Source organism: Leifsonia sp. RCC_180 (assembly GCF_058138205.1).
Genome location: NZ_CP200340.1, coordinates 2,953,998 through 2,970,640 on the forward strand (window position 1 = coordinate 2,953,998; position 16,643 = coordinate 2,970,640).

Here is a 16,643-nt window from a genome sequence, read left to right on the forward strand (position 1 = left end):
CCGTCACGCCCGCTGCTGGAGCCCCGCCGCCGAAATGACGGCCTCGCGGAAGACCGGGGTCAGCTGAGCGGCTGTGGGCCGTTCGGCCGGGTCGGCGGCGGTCATGGCGTGAAGGATGCGCGGCCAGTCGTCGGGGAGCCCGTCGGGGATGGGCGGCTCATGCTCAAGACGGGCGAGCGCCGACTCGACCGCGGACCCCGGGTAGGTCACCGACCGGGTGAAGCACTCCAGCAGCACGAGGCCCAGGGAGTAGATGTCGCTCGCCGAGGTTGCCGGCCGGCGCATCGCCTGCTCGGGGCTGAGGTAGGCCGCCGTTCCGGTCGTCTTTCCCTCATCCGGCTGTGCCGGGGTGCCGGCGATGCCGCTCGCGATTCCGAAGTCGGTGAGTCGTGCGCGGGCGCGGAACGTCGTCGTGCCGTAGGAGACGAGCATGATGTTGGACGGCTTGATGTCGCGGTGCACGACCCCGTTCGCATGCACGTACTCCAGCGCCTCAGAGATGTCGTAGGCCACTTCGGCGATCTCTTCCAGCTCGAGTTCCCGCTCGGCCAGCGCGCTGGCGAGGTCGGTGCCGGTGACGAGCTCCATGATGAGGAACGGGCGCGGATCCTTCGGCGACGTGTAGTCGATTCCTGCGTCGATGAGCGAGACGATGCCGTGGTGGCTGAGCCGAGCGAGCGCCGCCTGCTCCGTGCGGTACTGCGCCATCTCCTCTTCGCCGCCGGCCCGGTACAGCTTGATGGCGACCTCGCGTCCAAGCAGCTCGTCGGTGGCCTTGAAGATGCTGGCCTCACCGCCGCGGCCGATCACGTGCTGCGGGCGGTAGCGCCCGAGCAGGGCCGGGATGGTCGACTCGGGCATCAGCTGTTCCGTGACCGCAGGAGGGCGAACGAGGACTCGCCCAGGATGACGTTGGTGCTGTCGTTTACGGCGAGCTCCGGGTCGCTGGAGAGCTCCAACTCCCACGCCGCGCCCGCGGCGTCCGGGAGCACGAACTCGACGCCGTTGCCCGCCGCGTTGAGCATCAGCAGGAACGAGTCGGCGCCCTCGTGTCGCAACTCGAACGCGATGGACCGCGCCTCGGGGTCGGCCCAGTCCTCGTCGGAGAACGGCTCACCGTCGCTGCGGACGATGCACACCACATCCGTGCCGCCCACCTCGGGCGCCTGCCGGTACCACTCGGGGCGGAGGGCGGGCTCGGAGCGGCGCAGGCGGATCAGCTTCGAGGTGAACTCGTGCAGCTCCCAGTCGGCGTTGGCCCAGTCGAACCAGGAGATCTCGTTGTCCTGGCAGTAGGCGTTGTTGTTGCCCTGCTGGGTGCGCCCGATCTCGTCGCCGCCGAGGATCATCGGCACGCCGGCGGACAGCAGCACCGTGGCGAGGAAGTTCTTGCGCTGCCGGATGCGGAAGGCGTTGATCCCCTCGTCATCGGTGGGGCCCTCGACGCCGTAGTTGTTCGACCGGTTGTCGGATTCGCCGTCGCGGTTGTCCTCGCCGTTCGCCTCGTTGTGCTTCTCGTTGTAGCTGGTCAGGTCGGCCAGGGTAAAACCGTCATGGGCGGTCACGAAGTTGACGCTGGAGAGCGGGGCGCGGCGGGAGTCCTCGTAGATGTCCGGACTCCCGAGGACACGCTGCGACAGCGTCGACAGCACCCCCGGGGTGCCGCGCCAGTAGTCGCGGACGTCGTCGCGGAACTTGCCGTTCCACTCCGACCAGTCGGCGGGAAAGCCGCCCAGCTGGTAGCCGGCGACATCCCACGGCTCGGCGATCAGCTTCACCTGCGCGAGCGTCGGGTCCTGCTGGATCAGGGTCAGGAATGCGCTGTGGAGGCTGGCGTCGCCGCCCTGCCGGGTCAACGTGGTCGCCAGGTCGAAACGGAAGCCGTCGATGTGCATGTCCTCGACCCAGTAGCGGAGCGAATCCATGATCACCTGGAGGGCCGCCGGGTGGCTCACGTTGAAGCTGTTGCCGGTGCCGGTGGTGTCGAAGTAGTGGGCGGCATCTCCCTCGACGAGCCGGTAGTAGGAGGGGTTGTCGATGCCCTTGAAGCTGTAGGTCGGCCCCATGTCGTTGCCCTCGGCAGTGTGGTTGTAGACCACGTCGAGGATGACCTCGATGCCCGCCGCGTGCAGCGCCTTGACCATACCCTTGAACTCGTCGACCTGATGGCCGGTGTCGCCGGTCGCGGCGTACTCGTTGTGCGGCGCGAAGAAGCCGATGGAGTTGTAACCCCAGTAATTGCGGAGGCCCTTCTCCTGCAGGTGCGCATCCTGGACGAACTGGTGGATGGGCAGCAGCTCGACGGCGGTGACGCCGAGGTTCTTGAGGTATTCGACGGCTGCAGGATGTGCAAGGCCGGCGTAGGTGCCGCGGAACTCCTCGGGCACCCACTCCATGAGCTTCGTGAATCCCTTCACGTGCATCTCGTAGATGATGGTCTCGCTCAGCGGCGTGCGCGGGCGCTCGTGGTCGCCCCAGTCGAACTCCTGGCGGTCGATGGCGACGCCGAGGGCGACGTGGCGTGCTCCATTGGTGTCGCTGCGGCGTTTCGGGCGGCCGAGCTGGTGGCCGAAGACGGCCTGGGTGTTGTCCCATGAGCCGGTCACCGCGCGGGCATGCGGAGGCAGGAGCACCTTCGCGGGGGAGAAGCGGAGACCGTTGGCCGGATCCCATGGGCCGTTGACGCGCAGCCCGTACCGGGTGCCGGGGACGAGGCCGGGAACGAATCCGTGGAAGACGTGGCCGGTTCGCTCGGTGAGCTCGCTCTGCTTCTCGCGGCCACGCGCGTCGAACAGCGAGACGATCACCTTGTCGGCTCGCTCGCTGTAGACGGCGACGTTGGCGCCGCCCTCCCGCAGGGTGATTCCCAGCGGGTAGGGAAGGGATTCCGCCGTCACAGCGATGCCCCCCGCAGTGTGGATGCGCTGTGGAGGGTCCGGCGGTGGGGCCGGGGGCAGGGCTTTGGCACGGTGCCTCCGATCGGTAGACCGTAACGATACCTGCGAGGCGGTGCGGTCCTCCAGGCATTGACAGGGAGGTGGCGGACCGTTAGGCGCGCGTCAACGCGTCAAGGCTGTTGCATTGTGGTGTCAATAATGGCACCATCGAGGGTGCCGAATGCTGCAAAGCTCCTCACGCGCATGAGGCTGAACCCAGCGGATGTCCGATTTCAGGAGTTGGTGAGCGTGTGTGTTGCGTACTTCGGCGAACCTCGCCAGTCCGGCTCGAGCCACCTAGTCTTCAAGACTCCGTGGGCCGGCGACCCGCGGGTGAACATCCAGAACGATCGTGGACGCGCGAAGCGCTACCAGGTCATCCAAGTTTTGTTGGCTGTCCAGCGATGGGAGAGCGAGAGATCATGACCGACTTCACGCACTACACGTACCGAGTCCTCTGGTCGGCAGCAGACGGCGAGTTCGTCGGCCAGGTCGCTGAGTTCCCGTCTCTGTCATGGCTGGCCGAGACCCAGGCTGAGGCGTTGCATGGCATTGTCGGGCTGGTCGAAGATGTGATCACAGACCTGGAGGAATCGGGCGAACTCGTCCCCCCGCCGTTCTCAGAGCGGACCTACAGCGGCGAGTTCAAGGTCCGCATCCCTCCGGAGCTTCATCGAAGTCTGGCGATCCAGGCTGCCGAGGAGCATGTGAGCCTGAATCGGCTGGTCAGTTCACGGCTGGCCTCGTGACGCGGACCGCCTCGCCGAAGGCGGCGACCGCGCCTGCGGGAGGCGCGCCGAGGCCCGTGCCGGAGAGGCTGGCCTCGACCAGGAGGCCGCCGCGCGAGAAGCGGAAGACGCCCTCGGCGTAGGCCACATCCGTAGCGGGGGCGCCGGCGGGGATTGTGCGGCGGAGTGCCGTCAGCGTGCGGTACCAGTCGAGCATCCGCGCGTTCTCCGGGCGGCCGGGCTCCGACCAGTCCAGTTTCGAGCGCTGGAACGTCTCCGGGTCCTGCGGGTCGGGGACGACGGCCGGGTCCCATCCCATCTTCGCGAACTCCTCGATGCGGCCCTCGGCCGTCACCTTGCCCAGCTCCGGCTCGGGATGCGAGGTGAAGAACTGCCAGGGCGTCGTCGCGGCCCACTCCTCGCCCATGAACAGCATGGGCGTGAACGGGCCGAGGAGCGTCAGAGCGGCGGCGACCGCCAGCCGGCCGGAGTCGAGCGTGGCCGTGAGGCGGTCTCCGGCCGCACGGTTGCCGATCTGGTCGTGGTCCTGGCTGAAGACGACGAGCCGCGTGAAGGGGATGTCGGCGTCGAGCGGACGGCCGTGGCGGCGCTCGCGGAAGCTGGACCAGGTGCCGTCGTGGAAGAAGCCGCGCTCGAACACCTTCACCAGTGCATCCGGGTTCGCGAAGTCGGAGTAGTAACCCGTGTCCTCACCGGTGAGGTTGGCGTGGATGGAGTGGTGCACATCGTCGTCCCACTGGGCGTGGAGTCCGTAGCCGTGATGCGACCGCGTCCGGATGAGGCGGGGATCGTTCAGGTCGCTCTCCGCGATGAGGGTGCGCGGCCGGCCCGTCTCGCCCGCGAGCTCGTCCGCCAGCACCGCGAGCTCCTCGAGCAGGTGGGTCGCACCGGAATCCTTGAGGGCGTGCACCGCATCCAGCCGCAGGCCGTCGACGTGCATCTCGCGCAGCCAGTACTCCGCGTTGTCCAGGATGTAGCGGCGGACCTCGTCGGAGGACGGCCCGTCGAGGTTGATGGAGACGCCCCAGGTGCTTGCGCCCTGGCCGAAGTAAGGACCGAACTTCGGTAGGTAATTGCCGCTCGGACCGAGGTGGTTGTAGACGACGTCCTGGATGACGGCCAGTCCGCGCCGATGGCACTCCTCGACGAACCGCTGGTACGCGGCCGGACCGCCGTACTGCTCCTGCACGGCGTACCAGAGCACGCCGTCGTAGCCCCAGTTGTGCGTTCCGTTGAAGGCGTTCACGGGGAGGAGCTCGATGGCGTCGACGCCGAGCTCGATGAGGTGGTCGAGGCGCTCGAGGGCGGCATCCAGCGTCCCCTCGGGCGTGAAGGTGCCGATGTGGAGCTCGTAGGTGACCGCGTCGGTGAGGTCGCGGCCCTCCCACTCGCCGTCCGCCCACTCGTGCGCTCGCGGGTCGAACTCGCGGCTCAGCTCGTGCACGCCGTTCGGCTGGCGCAGCGAGCGCGGGTCGGGGAAGGGGCCCTCGCCGTCGACCAGGAAGCCGTAGTCGAGCGGCTCGTCGGGGAGGGCGGGCGACTCGGCCAGCTCCCACCAGCCGCCGGTCGGGCTGTCCGCGGTGGCGGGGATGGGTGTGAGCGGGAAGGTCCCCAGGTCGCCGAGCACCACATCCACCGCTCGGGCCTGCGGGGCCCAGACGGGGAACCGGCGCTCGCTCCAGCCGCCGGTCATCGGACCGCCGCCAGCAGTGCGACCGGGTACGTTTCGAAGACGGAGGCGAGGGGCACGCGGCCCCGGTGCTCCCGCCCGGTGAGTTCGTCGCGCATGGGATCCTCCCCGAGGTCGATCGTCGTGTCCGCCCAGCCGCCGGTGGCGGCCAGCCCGACGGGCAGGCGCGTGGCGAGAGCGATTGCACCGCCGCGGTCGAAGCCGACGAGGTGGCCGGCGCGCGAGCCCTCCGCGTAGACCGGGCGATATCCGGTGAACAGCTCGGGGCGATCGCGGCGCAGGCGCAGGGCCTTCGCCGTGACCAGCACCTTCGCCGCGCCGGACGAGTCGATCTCGGGCTGCCATCCCTCGTCGATGTGGGCCAGGAGCGCGGAGGCGGCGTCGAATTCGACGGGCCGGCGGTTGTCGGGGTCCACCAGCGACCGCTCCCACCGCTCCGAGCCCTGGTAGACGTCCGGGATGCCGGGGGCGGTCAGCTGCAGCAGCTTGGCAGCGAGGCCGTTGCTCGCACCGGGAGCTTCGATGACGGCGGACAGCGCCTCCACCTCGGCGCGCACGCGCTCGTCGTCGAAGGCGGCGTCGATGGCCGCGGCCATCCGGTGCTCGAACGCCTCGTCGGGATCGGTCCAGCCGGTGGAGGCGCCGGCCTCGCGCGCCGCCTTCAGCGCGTAGGCCTGCAGGCGCTCGCGCGAGGCGGGCCACGCGCCGACGACCGACTGCCACAGCAGGTTCTCGAGCGACCCGTCGCCGAACCCGACCCGCTCGCGAACCGTGCGCAGGAAGCGCTCCCAGCGTCCCGGCAGCTCGGCCAGCACATGGATGCGCGCCCGGGTGTCCTCGCCGCGCTTCGTGTCGTGGGTCGAGAGTACGGTCATCGACTCGGGGAGGCGCCGCTGGCGGTCCGCCTGGCGGCGGTGGAACTCCTCCGGCGAGAGGGCGAACTCGGCCGGGTCGCCACCCACCTCGGTGAGCGAGACGAGACGGGTGTACCGGTAGAAGGCGTTGTCCTCGACGCCCTTCGCCATGATGGCGCCGGTGGTCTGCTCGAACCGGTCGCCCAGGCGGTCGGTGATGCGGGCGATGACCGGGGCGAGATCGGGCCGGGACTCCGCGGCCGCGAGCCGCGCCTCCTCCAGGTACTCGGCGCCGAACGGCAGGTAGCTGCGGTACACCGGGAACCACGCGGCCAACTCGGCCACCGCGTCGGCGACCTCCTCATCCGTGCCCTCGCCGAGCTCACGGACGACGCGCAGCACCTCGGAGCGCAGGATGCTGTCGGCGACCGCGCGCTTGCGGCGGTGCACCAGCTCCGCCCAGTCCTGGCTTTCCTCGCGCTCGTCCAGTTCGCCCGCGAATGCCGTGAGCGGGCCTTCGCCGGACGGGTCGACGAGCACGCGGTCGACGATCGCGAGCGCGTCGTAGCCGGTGGTGCCTTGCACGGGCCAGTCGGGCATCCGCTCGTCGCCCTCGATGATCTTCTCGACCCAGATCGGCGCGTCACCGGCGAGGGCTCGCAGCCGCTCCAGGTACTGAGCGGGGTCGCGGAGGCCGTCCGGGTGGTCGACGCGGATGCCGTCGACCAGCCCCTCATCCACCCAGCGCGCGATCTCCCGGTGCGTGTCGTCGAAAACTTCCTGGTCCTCTACGCGCAGCCCGGCGAGCGTGGTGACGGCGAAGAAGCGGCGATAGTTCAGCTCGGCGTCGGCGCGGCGCCATGACATCAGCTCGTAGTGCTGGCGGCCGTGCACCTCCTGCGGGGTGCCGTCGCCGGTGCCGGGGGCGATCGGGAACCGGTGGTCGTAGTAGCGCAGTTCGCCGTCTTCGATCCGGAGCGCGTCCTCCTCGTCCGGGCCGTCGCCGAGGATCGGGAGGCGCAGCCGACCGTGGCCGAACTCCCAGTCGATGTCGAAGTAGGAGGCGTGGCGCGCCTCTTTGCCGTGCGTCAGCACATCCCACCACCAGGCGTTGATCGCAGGCGTCGCAACCCCCATGTGGTTGGGCACGATGTCGACGAGCACTTTCAGGCCGCGCTCGTGCGCGGCGTCGGAGAATTCGCGCAGGGCTTCCGGGCCGCCGCGAGAAGCGTCGACGCGGCTGTGGTCCACGACGTCGTACCCGTGCATCGATCCGGGCTCGGCCTCGAGGAGCGGCGACAGGTAGACCCAGTCCGCTCCGAGGCGCTGGATGTGGTCGAGCACCTGGGTGGCGTCGCGGAGGGTGAAGTCGGGGGAGATCTGGAGGCGGTAGGTGCTCACACGCTTCATTCTGGGGGAGCGGAGAGGTGCCGAGTAGGCCTTGAAATCTCACGCCGGTCGTATTGCTAGACAGGCGAGCAATAAGCTGGAGGTCACCAGCCTCGCGTCGCACTCAGCGGCCCGGGCGGCCGAGGGGAGTGGCGGAAGTGGCAGTGCTGAATTACGGGGGCGCGGAGTACGAGTTCAGCGACAGGATGCTCGCCCACCTGCAGGTGGTCATCACCAACAAGCTGCGGCGTCGCGAGTCGTTTGCCCTCAGCTGGATGCGGGACGACGACGGCGGTCGGGAGGCGATCTGGATCGACAACGGCTTCCCGATCCGCTTCCACTACGACGACGGTGCCATCGCGCCTCTGAACCGCGACTGGCTGGAGGCGCTGCTCGACGGGACGCACCGGCCCAACGGACTCCTCGTGACGCCGGAACCTGCGAATTCCTCCCGCGAGGGCCAGGTCGTCGTCCGGGGTTGATTTCTCAGGGGATCGGTCGGGGGTAGACGCGGTGTCGGCGCGGTGGGAGCGTCGAAGGCGAATCGGAGGACGAAAGGAGACCTCATGGGACTCGACGACAAGATCGAGAACGCGGGCGAGAAGCTCGGAGGCAACGCCAAGGAGGCCACAGGCAAGGCCACCGGTGACGAGCGACTCGAGGCCGAGGGCAAGGGCGACCAGGCCAAGGCCGATGTGAAGCAGGCCGGCGAGAAGATCAAAGACGTCTTCAAGGACTGATGTCTTCGCGCGCTGACGTCTTCACGAACTGACGCGTTTCGCGAAGCCCCTGCGCGGATTTCGGGTGGGGGCTTCGGCATGCCAGGCCGTTCATCCTGTGTTTCCCTCAGATTCGGCTTTTGTTCACCCGGCGCTCGGAGTAGCTTCCGGTCATGGGAGACCGGTCGGATCGGGCGAAGGCGTGGCGAAGGGCGGCCATCGGCGCCATCCTGGCCGCGTTGGCGCTTCTCGCGACCATCGCGGTGGCCATCGCCATCCCGACGCAGGGGGAGAACCCGCGTGCCTGGGGCGTGGTCGTGTGCGGGCTCGTCACGGTGGCGCTCTGCGGGCAGATCGTCGCGCGCAACCGGAGGCTGCTGCGCCACTACCGCGGTGACGACCTGGCGCCGGGCCGTCAGGCGCGGGCGAAGGCTGCCCGGTAGCGGGTCGGCGGCACGCCGACCTCCGCGTCGAAGTGGTGGCGGAGCAGCGTGGCGCTGCCGAAACCGCACTGCCGAGCCACCTCGTCGATCGGAAGGTCGGTCGTCTCCAGCAGCAGCCGTGCGCGGAGGATGCGCTGGGTGGTCAGCCACTGCATCGGCGACACGCCTGTCTCGGCGACGAACCGGCGGGAGAAACTGCGAGTCGACATGTGGGTGCGTTCGGCCAGCATCCCGACCGTGTGGGGCTCATCCAGGCGGTCGGTGAGGTACTCGAGCAGCTCGCTGAAGGCGTCGTCTTCGCAGTCGCTGACCGGCTTGTCGATGTACTGGCGCTGGCCGCCGTCGCGCTGGGGAGGAACGACCATGTTGCGGGCGATGGTGTTTGCGACGGCGCTGCCGAGTTCGCGGCGGACGAGGTGGAGGCTGGCGTCGATCCCGGCGGAGGTGCCGGCGCTGGTGATGATGCGGCCGTCGTCCACGAACAGCACGTCGGGGTCGACGCGCGCTTCCGGGAACCGCCGCTGCAGTGCCTCGGAGTAGCGCCAGTGGGTGGTGCAGTCGCGGCCGTCGAGCAGCCCGGCGGCTCCGAGCGCGAACGCTCCGGAGCAGACGCTGAGCAGGATGGCGCCGCGAGCGTAGGCCCGGCGGAGCGCATCCAGGAACTCCTCGGGGTACTCATCGCGCACCGTCGCCGCGGGGACCGCGATCAGGTCGGCGTCGTCCATCGCCTCGAGTCCGTAGGGGGCGGTGACCGTGACGCCGACCGGGCTCGTGATGGGCGCCCCTGAGTGGATGGAGCACACGCGGAAGTCGAACGGCTCCAGCCCCGCATAGCTGCGGTCGAGCCCGAAGACTTCGCAGACCACGCCGAATTCGAACATGGCGAAGTCGTCGATGAGGGGGACCGCGACGGATCGGATCATGCTGCCGAGTGTACTGGCCGAATGTTTGCGAAGATAGACCTGATGCCATCTCGTGGCGGTATCTTTACGTCCGTAACGTTGAGGTCATGGCAAACACGACGTGGACACAGGGCATCGAACACAGCTGGGTCTCGCACCCGGCGCGCGTGAAGAACGGCGAGCCGGTCGCCCGCCGTCGCTTCGTCCTCAGTGACTGGCTCCCCGCGGCGATCCTCGCCCGGGGCGGGCAGATCAACCGGGAGACGGATCGCGCACTCGGCGACCTGCGCGCAGCGCAGTCGGCGCGCGAGACCGGCCGCTAGTCCGATTCCGTGAAGGCGGCCGCGATGCGAAGCGGCGCGGGCCGGGGCGCAGCGGCGACGGAGGCGCGCCGCACGAGGTCGGCCGCGAACACGACGGCCTCGTCGTCGACGTGCTCACCTCGAATGCGCGCCAGAGCGCGCCGAGCGGCCGCAGCCCCGAGCTCGTAGATGGGCTGCTCAACCACCGTCAGCGGGGGTGTAGTGATGCCCGTCCACTCCGGGTTGTCGAACGCGATCAGCGAGACATCGTCCGGAATGCGCAGGCCCAGCGTCCGGATCACCTGAAAGACGGTCATGGCGATCAGGCTGTCGGAGGCGATGATCGCGGTGACCGGCTCGTCGCCGTCGAGCAGCTCGCGGGCGACCACATCCACCCCGCGGCGGCGGGCGTCCAGCCGGATGTGCGTCTCGGGTGACGGAATCCCCGCGGCAGCCAGTGTCTCAATCACGCCGGCGACGCGATCGGCGACGCTCGACATCGTGATCCGCTCGCCGGACGTGTATTCGGGCGCCGGATGGTCGTGCGTCGAGATGAAGGCGATGCGCCGGTGGCCTTCGGCCAGCAACTCGGAGGTGGCGGCGGCTGCTGCGGACCGGTTGTCGACGGTGACCGAATCGTAGGAGTGGCCGTCGGCGCGGCGGTCGAGGAGCACGAGTGGCCGGCCGGCGTCGGCGACCGCGGCGAGGTGGGACACCCGAGCCGAGGACGCGGGGGCGACGATGAGCGCATCCACTTGCTTGTCGAGGAGGACGTCGACGGCCGCTTCTTCCGCATCCACGTCCTCGTCGGAGTTCGTGAGGATGACGTCGTAGCCGGCCGCGTTCGCCACGTCGGAGATGCCCCGCATGGCGTGGGCGAAGAACGGGTTCTCGATGTCGCCGACGACCACGCCGATCGTGTTGGAGCGGCCCGTGTTCATCGACTTGGCGAGCGCGTTCGGCCGGTAGTTGAGCTCCTCCGCCGCGGCCAGAACGCGGGATCGCACCGCGTCGCTGACCTGCCCGTAGTCGCCGAGGGCGCGAGCGGCTGTCGCCTTCGAGACTTTGGCTGCGCGGGCGATGTCGGCCACCGTTACGGCGCGCCGAGACGCGGGGCGTGGTGACATCGGAGCCGCCTTCCTGATTCGGGCTCTCGTGTTGACGAACCCCGGATTGATGTTATAGCGTCCCAGAAAACCAACTGAGACCGGTCTCAGCGTAAATGCCAGAGACCGGTCTCAGCAACCCCGAGATCGACGAGGATCGCACGTTCCGTTTCTCGTCCACCATCCCTCGACGATTGGACCCCGCAGTGAAACGACGCACCCTCCTCCGGCCGGCCGCACTGCTGGCCGCCGCGGCCTCGGCCGCCCTCGTCCTCGCGGCCTGCAGCTCCGGCGGCGCCTCGGGCACCACCACCAAGGACAACCCGTACGGGCTGATCGAGGCGGGCACCGTCCGCGTCGCCAGCCTCGGCGACGCCAAGCCCTACACCTTCACCGACGCCGGCGGAAACTTCACCGGCTTCGATGTCGAGCTCTTCACCGACGTGGCCAAGCGCGCCCACCTCGGCAAGGCCGTCTTCACCGGGCAGGACTTCTCCGGCCTCCTCTCCGCCGTCGCGAACCACCAGTTCGACGTCGGCGTCGCCGCCATCGGCATCACCGACGAGCGCAAGAAGACCGTCGACTTCTCCGACGGCTACCTGGCGGGCTACCTGACGGTGCTCACCACCAAGTCGAGCGGCATCGACTCGGCGAAGGATCTCGCCGGCAAGCGCCTGGGCGTTGTGCAGGGCACCCTGCAGGAGGCCTACGCGGTCAAGAACTTCCCGAAGGCGAACCTCGTCCGCTTCCCCGACAACAACGCCGCCGTCTCCGCCATCAACAGCGGCTCGGTGGATGCGCACTTCCTCGACTACGAGGCGGCCAAGAGCTACGTCTCGCAGTACCCGTCGCTGAAGGATGCGGAAGACATCCCGTCCTTCGACGCCCCCGCCGGCTTCGCCATCGCGAAGGGCAACCCGGCCCTCAAGAAGGCCCTCGACAAGGCCCTCCACGACGCGATGGAGGACGGCACCTGGAAGAAGCTCTACCAGAAGTGGTTCCCGGGCTCGCCCATGCCCGAGCAGTACCTGCCGAAGGCTGAGCAGACCTCGACGCCCACCCCGTCCAAGTAGACGAGCGGGCACTCACGGAGATCCCCATGGACTGGCTCACCACCATCACCCACACCTTCTTCGACATCCCGTCGATGCTGCAGGTCTTCCCGCAGCTCCTCGGAGTCGGACTCGTCAACACGCTGATCATCTCGATCGCGGCGACCATCATCGGCGTCGTGCTCGGCATGGTGGTCGCCGTCATGGGGATCTCCACGTCCCGCTGGCTGCGCATCCCCGCCCGCATCTACACGGACGTGTTCCGCGGCCTGCCGGCGATCCTCACCATCCTGCTCATCGGACAGGGTTTCGCCCGGTTCTCGCAGTCGATCTTCGGGCCGTCCCCGTATCCGCTCGGCATCCTGGCGCTGTCGCTCATCGCGGCCGCATACATCGGCGAGATCTTCCGCGCCGGCATCCAGAGCGTCGACCGCGGTCAGCTGGAGGCGTGCCGCGCGCTCGGCCTCAGCTACGCCAAGGCGATGCGGCTGGTCGTCGTGCCGCAGGGCATCCGGCGTGTCCTCCCGGCTCTCGTCAACCAGTTCATCGCCATCGTGAAGGACTCGAGCCTCGTGTACTTCCTCGGTCTGCTGGTGGGCGAGCGCGAGCTCTTCCGGGTCGGACAGGATGCGGCCGTGCTGACCGGCAACCTGTCTCCGCTGGTGCTGGCCGGGCTCTTCTACCTCGTCATCACCGTCCCGCTGACGCACCTCGTCAACTACTTCGACAACCGGTTCCGCACCGGACGCCGTAAGCCGGCACCGCCCAAGAGCGGTCTGGACGAGCTGGATGAGGTCCAGCCGCCGGCGCCCCTCACCCTCGGGAGCAACACATGACCTACACCTCTCCGCTGCCCGCGCAGCAGACGCCCGAGTTCCGGGGCTCGGCCCTCGACCTCGTCGACCTGACCATGGCCTACGGCGACATCGACGTGCTCCGCGGCGTCACCGTCTCGGTGGCGCCCGGCACGACCACCTGCGTGATCGGCCCGTCGGGGTCGGGCAAGTCGACGATGCTCCGCGGCATCAACCGGCTGCACGAGCCGAAGAGCGGCGACGTGCTGCTCGACGGCGGTAGCATCCTCGGCACGAAGCCGGATGTGCTGCGCCGCCGGATCGGACTGGTCTTCCAGCACTTCAACCTGTTTCCCGACCACACCGCGCTGCAGAACGTCACGCTCGCGCTGCGCTCGGTGAAGCGGATGTCGAAGGCCGAGGCCCAGCGCATCGCCGAGGAGCGCCTCATCGAGGTCGGGCTCGGCGAGCGGATGGACCACCGCCCGCGCGACCTCTCCGGCGGTCAGCAGCAGCGCGTGGCCATCGCCCGCGCGCTCGCCATGGAACCCGAGGTGATGCTCTTCGACGAGGTCACCAGCGCGCTCGACCCGGAGCTCGTGAAGGGCGTCCTCAACCTGATGGCCGACCTCGGCCGCCGGGGCATGACCATGGTCGTCGTCACGCACGAGATGAACTTCGCCCGCAAGGTCGCCGACCAGGTGGTCTTCATGGACGAGGGGCGCGTCGTCGAGGCCGGACGTCCGGACGACCTGTTCGACCGGCCGCAGAGCCCGCGCCTCCAGCGCTTCCTCTCGGAGGTGCTGTGATCCGCGTCGGACTCATCGGTTACGGCGTCGCCGGCCGGGTCTTCCACGCGCCGTTCCTCGCGGCGGACCCCGCGTTCGAACTGGCCGCCGTCGTCACCTCGCAGACCGACCGGCTGGCTGCGGACCATCCGGAGGCGGTGGCGGTGCCCGACGTGGATGCGCTGCTCGCGCATCCCGGCCTCGACCTGGTCGTCGTAGCCTCGCCCACTCCGCTGCACGTCGAGCACGCCGCGGCATCCATCGATGCAGGCCTCGCCACCGTCGTGGACAAGCCCTTCGCGCCGGATGCGGCGTCGGGCCGCGCGCTCCTCGAGCGTGCGGAGGCCGCCGGCGTCCCGTTCACGGTCTTCCAGAACCGGCGCTGGGACGGCGACTTCCTCACCCTGCGCCGCCTGATCGAGGACGGCGCGCTCGGCGACGTCCGCCGGTTCGAGTCGCGGTTCGAGTGGTGGAAGCCGTCGGCCGACGAGTCCTGGAAATCGACCACGGGCGCAGGCGAGGGCGGCGGCATCCTGTTCGACCTCGGTGCCCACCTCATCGACCAGGCGCTCCTGATGTTCGGACCCGCCCGAGTTGTGCACTCGGAGGTGCGCACCCGCCGCGGCGGGGGAGCGGACGACGACGCGTTCGCCGTGCTCGAGCACGAGTCCGGGACGACCAGCCACCTGTGGATGAGCGCCGTCGCGCCCATCGCCGGGCCGCGGTTCCGCGTGCTCGGTTCGCGCTCGGGCTTCGTCTCCTGGGGGCTCGACCCGCAGGAGGGGCAGCTCGCCGGCGGGATGCGCCCCGGCGACCCGCGGCTCGGTCGCGCCATCGCACCGGCCCGCGTCGGGACCGACGCGCACCCTGACGAACTGCCGCTCATCCCCGGCGACTACGCCGAGTTCTACCGGCGACTGGCCGCATCCCTCCAGGACGGGGCTGCTCTCCCGGTCGACCCGCGGGACAGCCTCGCGGCCCTCGAACTGATCGACACCATCCACACCCAGAACCGAAAGTGAGCACCATGACCACGCCATCCATCCGTTCCCGCGTCGTCGTCATCGGCGGCGGCATCCTCGGCGTCTCGACGGCGGTCCAGCTGGTCCGCTCGGGGGCCGACGTGACGCTGCTGACCGAGGGCGAGCTCGCGAGCGGCGCGAGCGGGCGGTCACTCTCGTGGCTGAACACCGCGGGGCTGCGCTCGCCGGAGTACCACGCGCTGCGTCAGCTCGGCATCGACCGCTACCGCACGCTCGCGGCGCGCGCCGACGTCTCCGCGTTCCTGCGATTCGACGGCGGGCTGACCTGGGCACCCGAGGGCGACTCGTATGCGCCCGTCCTGGAGCACGAGCGCGCGATCGGCTACGACGCCCAGTGGGTCACCGCGGCCGACGTCGCCGACTGGACGCCGGGCGTCGACCCGGCCGCGATCGCCGACGAGGGCGCCATCTTCAACCCGGGCGAGGGATGGGTCGACCTGCCGTCGCTCATCGCCTTCCTCGCCGACGAGTTCACCGCGCGCGGCGGGCGCCTGATCACCGGCGCAGGCCACGTCGAGGTCGTGGTCGAGGACGGCCGCGCCGTCGGAGCCGTGACCCCCGACGGCCGCCATTTCGACGCCGACGCGGTGCTGCTCGCTACCGGTCCGGGCGTCCCTGCGCAGGTCGCCGAGCACGGCATCGAGATCGAGGACGGCAGCCCGACGGCGCTGCTCGTGTGGACCAAGCCGGTCGAGACGGAGCTGAAGGCCGTCCTGAATACGCCGAACGTGGCCGTGCGACCGACCCCATCCGGCGCCCTCGCGCTCGACTCCGCGTGGTCGGAGGAGGCGCTCATCGTCGGCGACGACGGCTCCGTGACCGTGCCGGACGGCATCGTCGACCGCCTGCTGGAGGAGGCCTCCCGCGTGCTCGCCGGCAACCCGGCGCTCGAGTTCGACGGCTTCGGCATCGGCGGCAAGCCGATCCCCGGAGACGGCGAGCCGGTCCTCGGCGAGCTGGAGCAGCTCGCCGGATACTTCGTCGCGTTCACGCACAGCGGCGCCACGCTCGGACTCATCGCGGGCGAGCTGCTCGCCCGCGAGATCCTCACCAGCGAGAAGTCGCCGCTGCTCGACACGTTCCGCCCCGCGCGCTTCTCCGCCGCACTGGTGTGAACGTCGCGGAGGGGGTCGCGGGCTTCGGCCGGCACCGCGGGATGGGGCCCCCTCCGCCCTCCCGGCCGTCTCCTCTCGGACCCGTCTCCTAAGCTCGGAGCGTGGATGAGATCGAGGCGGCCGGGTTCCTGTTCGACATGGATGGGACGCTCGTCGACTCGACGGCGGTCGTCGAATCCGTCTGGACCGCCTTCGGCAATCGGCACGGCATCGACCCCGCAGCGTTGCTGGCCTACGCGCACGGACGTCAGGCGATCGACACGGTCTCGCACTTCCTCCCCACATTGAGCCAGGGCGAACGCGCCGACCTCGTGCGGCAGTTGGTTGCCGAGGAGGTCGGCCGCACCGAGGGGATCGTCGAGATCCCGGGCGCGGTCGCGATGCTGGAGGCGCTCGTCGCCGTCGGGGCACCGGTCGCCGTCGTCACCAGCGCCCCGCGCGAGCTGGCGATCGCCCGGATGCGCGCCGCCGGCATCCCCGTCCCGGCTGTCGTCGTCGCGGCGGAGGACGTCGAGCGCGGCAAGCCGGACCCGCAGGGGTACCTCCGCGCGGCGACCTTGCTGGGCGTGCCCATCGAGGATTGCGTCGTCTTCGAGGATGCCGAGGCCGGCCTCGCTGCAGCCGTCGCGTCCGGCGCGCGCGCCATCGTCGTCGGCCAGCACACCTCGGCGACCACCGCCGACCTGACCCGCCTCCTCGACTGGACGCGGATGCGCGCACTGCTGTCGTCGTAGTGCATTGCGCCGGGGCGTATCCGGCGA

17 protein-coding genes are annotated in these 16,643 nt (G+C 69.6%); 11 read left to right on the forward strand and 6 right to left on the reverse strand.

The window, feature by feature from the left end:
• Window positions 1-3: 3 nt before the first annotated feature.
• Both AB7E03_RS14560 and glgX read right to left on the reverse strand, forming a co-directional pair.
• Complete coding sequence (locus AB7E03_RS14560) at window positions 4-861, reverse strand: serine/threonine-protein kinase (protein ID WP_489942061.1); 858 nt, start codon at window positions 859-861, stop codon at window positions 4-6.
• Window positions 861-2,897 carry a glycogen debranching protein GlgX gene (gene glgX / locus AB7E03_RS14565; protein WP_489942062.1) on the reverse strand — a complete coding sequence of 679 codons (2,037 nt, stop codon included), beginning with the start codon at window positions 2,895-2,897 and terminating at the stop codon, window positions 861-863. The genes AB7E03_RS14560 and glgX overlap by 1 nt, the downstream gene beginning before the upstream one ends.
• 461 nt (window positions 2,898-3,358) lie before the next feature.
• Between glgX and AB7E03_RS14570 the strand changes: the two genes are divergently transcribed.
• A complete protein-coding gene (locus AB7E03_RS14570; RefSeq protein ID WP_489942063.1) occupies window positions 3,359-3,685 on the forward strand; it encodes a type II toxin-antitoxin system HicB family antitoxin in 327 nt (108 codons plus the stop codon).
• Here AB7E03_RS14570 and treZ read toward each other — a convergent pair.
• Complete coding sequence (gene treZ / locus AB7E03_RS14575) at window positions 3,663-5,378, reverse strand: malto-oligosyltrehalose trehalohydrolase (RefSeq protein WP_489942064.1); 1,716 nt, start codon at window positions 5,376-5,378, stop codon at window positions 3,663-3,665. The genes AB7E03_RS14570 and treZ overlap by 23 nt on opposite strands.
• The gene (gene treY / locus AB7E03_RS14580; RefSeq protein ID WP_489942065.1) at window positions 5,375-7,639 is read right to left on the reverse strand and encodes a malto-oligosyltrehalose synthase; all 2,265 of its coding nucleotides are present in this window, start codon (window positions 7,637-7,639) and stop codon (window positions 5,375-5,377) included. Before treY ends, treZ begins: the two co-directional genes overlap by 4 nt.
• A 137-nt stretch (window positions 7,640-7,776) precedes the next feature.
• On the opposite strand from treY, the gene AB7E03_RS14585 reads away from it, so the two are divergent.
• From AB7E03_RS14585 to AB7E03_RS14595, 3 genes are all read left to right on the forward strand, one after another.
• A complete protein-coding gene (locus AB7E03_RS14585) occupies window positions 7,777-8,100 on the forward strand; it encodes a DUF7882 family protein (RefSeq protein WP_489942066.1) in 324 nt (107 codons plus the stop codon).
• Between the two features lie 84 nt (window positions 8,101-8,184).
• Window positions 8,185-8,358 (forward strand): CsbD family protein, encoded by a 174-nt coding sequence (locus tag AB7E03_RS14590; RefSeq protein WP_489942067.1) that lies wholly within the window; start codon window positions 8,185-8,187, stop codon window positions 8,356-8,358.
• 152 nt (window positions 8,359-8,510) lie between these two features.
• Window positions 8,511-8,780 carry a hypothetical protein gene (locus AB7E03_RS14595; protein ID WP_489942068.1) on the forward strand — a complete coding sequence of 90 codons (270 nt, stop codon included), beginning with the start codon at window positions 8,511-8,513 and terminating at the stop codon, window positions 8,778-8,780.
• Here the strand turns inward: AB7E03_RS14595 and AB7E03_RS14600 are convergent.
• On the reverse strand, window positions 8,753-9,703 hold the full coding sequence (locus AB7E03_RS14600) for a GlxA family transcriptional regulator (protein ID WP_489942069.1): 951 nt from the start codon (window positions 9,701-9,703) through the stop codon (window positions 8,753-8,755). The genes AB7E03_RS14595 and AB7E03_RS14600 overlap by 28 nt on opposite strands.
• 86 nt (window positions 9,704-9,789) lie before the next feature.
• Here AB7E03_RS14600 and AB7E03_RS14605 point away from each other — a divergent pair, with 86 nt between their 5' ends.
• On the forward strand, window positions 9,790-10,005 hold the full coding sequence (locus AB7E03_RS14605; protein ID WP_441783146.1) for a hypothetical protein: 216 nt from the start codon (window positions 9,790-9,792) through the stop codon (window positions 10,003-10,005).
• On the opposite strand, the gene AB7E03_RS14610 is transcribed toward AB7E03_RS14605, so the two are convergent.
• Window positions 10,002-11,111: a LacI family DNA-binding transcriptional regulator gene (locus tag AB7E03_RS14610; protein WP_489942070.1), complete on the reverse strand. Its 1,110-nt coding sequence runs from the start codon at window positions 11,109-11,111 to the stop codon at window positions 10,002-10,004. The two genes, AB7E03_RS14605 and AB7E03_RS14610, sit on opposite strands and share 4 nt — an antisense overlap.
• 185 nt (window positions 11,112-11,296) lie before the next feature.
• On the opposite strand from AB7E03_RS14610, the gene AB7E03_RS14615 reads away from it, so the two are divergent.
• The 6 genes from AB7E03_RS14615 (at window position 11,297) to AB7E03_RS14640 (ending at window position 16,616) form a co-directional block, all read left to right on the forward strand.
• On the forward strand, window positions 11,297-12,163 hold the full coding sequence (locus AB7E03_RS14615) for an ABC transporter substrate-binding protein (RefSeq protein WP_441784004.1): 867 nt from the start codon (window positions 11,297-11,299) through the stop codon (window positions 12,161-12,163).
• Window positions 12,164-12,189: 26 nt separating this feature from the next.
• Window positions 12,190-12,978 carry an amino acid ABC transporter permease gene (locus AB7E03_RS14620; protein WP_441783148.1) on the forward strand — a complete coding sequence of 263 codons (789 nt, stop codon included), beginning with the start codon at window positions 12,190-12,192 and terminating at the stop codon, window positions 12,976-12,978.
• A complete protein-coding gene (locus AB7E03_RS14625; protein ID WP_489942071.1) occupies window positions 12,975-13,745 on the forward strand; it encodes an amino acid ABC transporter ATP-binding protein in 771 nt (256 codons plus the stop codon). Before AB7E03_RS14620 ends, AB7E03_RS14625 begins: the two co-directional genes overlap by 4 nt.
• Entirely contained in the window at window positions 13,742-14,746 is a 1,005-nt protein-coding gene (locus tag AB7E03_RS14630; RefSeq protein WP_489942072.1) for a Gfo/Idh/MocA family protein, read from the forward strand. The genes AB7E03_RS14625 and AB7E03_RS14630 overlap by 4 nt, the downstream gene beginning before the upstream one ends.
• Window positions 14,747-14,751: 5 nt before the next feature.
• Window positions 14,752-15,882: an NAD(P)/FAD-dependent oxidoreductase gene (locus AB7E03_RS14635; RefSeq protein WP_489942073.1), complete on the forward strand. Its 1,131-nt coding sequence runs from the start codon at window positions 14,752-14,754 to the stop codon at window positions 15,880-15,882.
• Window positions 15,883-15,983: 101 nt separating this feature from the next.
• Window positions 15,984-16,616: an HAD-IA family hydrolase gene (locus AB7E03_RS14640; protein ID WP_489942074.1), complete on the forward strand. Its 633-nt coding sequence runs from the start codon at window positions 15,984-15,986 to the stop codon at window positions 16,614-16,616.
• The last annotated feature ends 27 nt before the right edge of the window (window positions 16,617-16,643 follow it).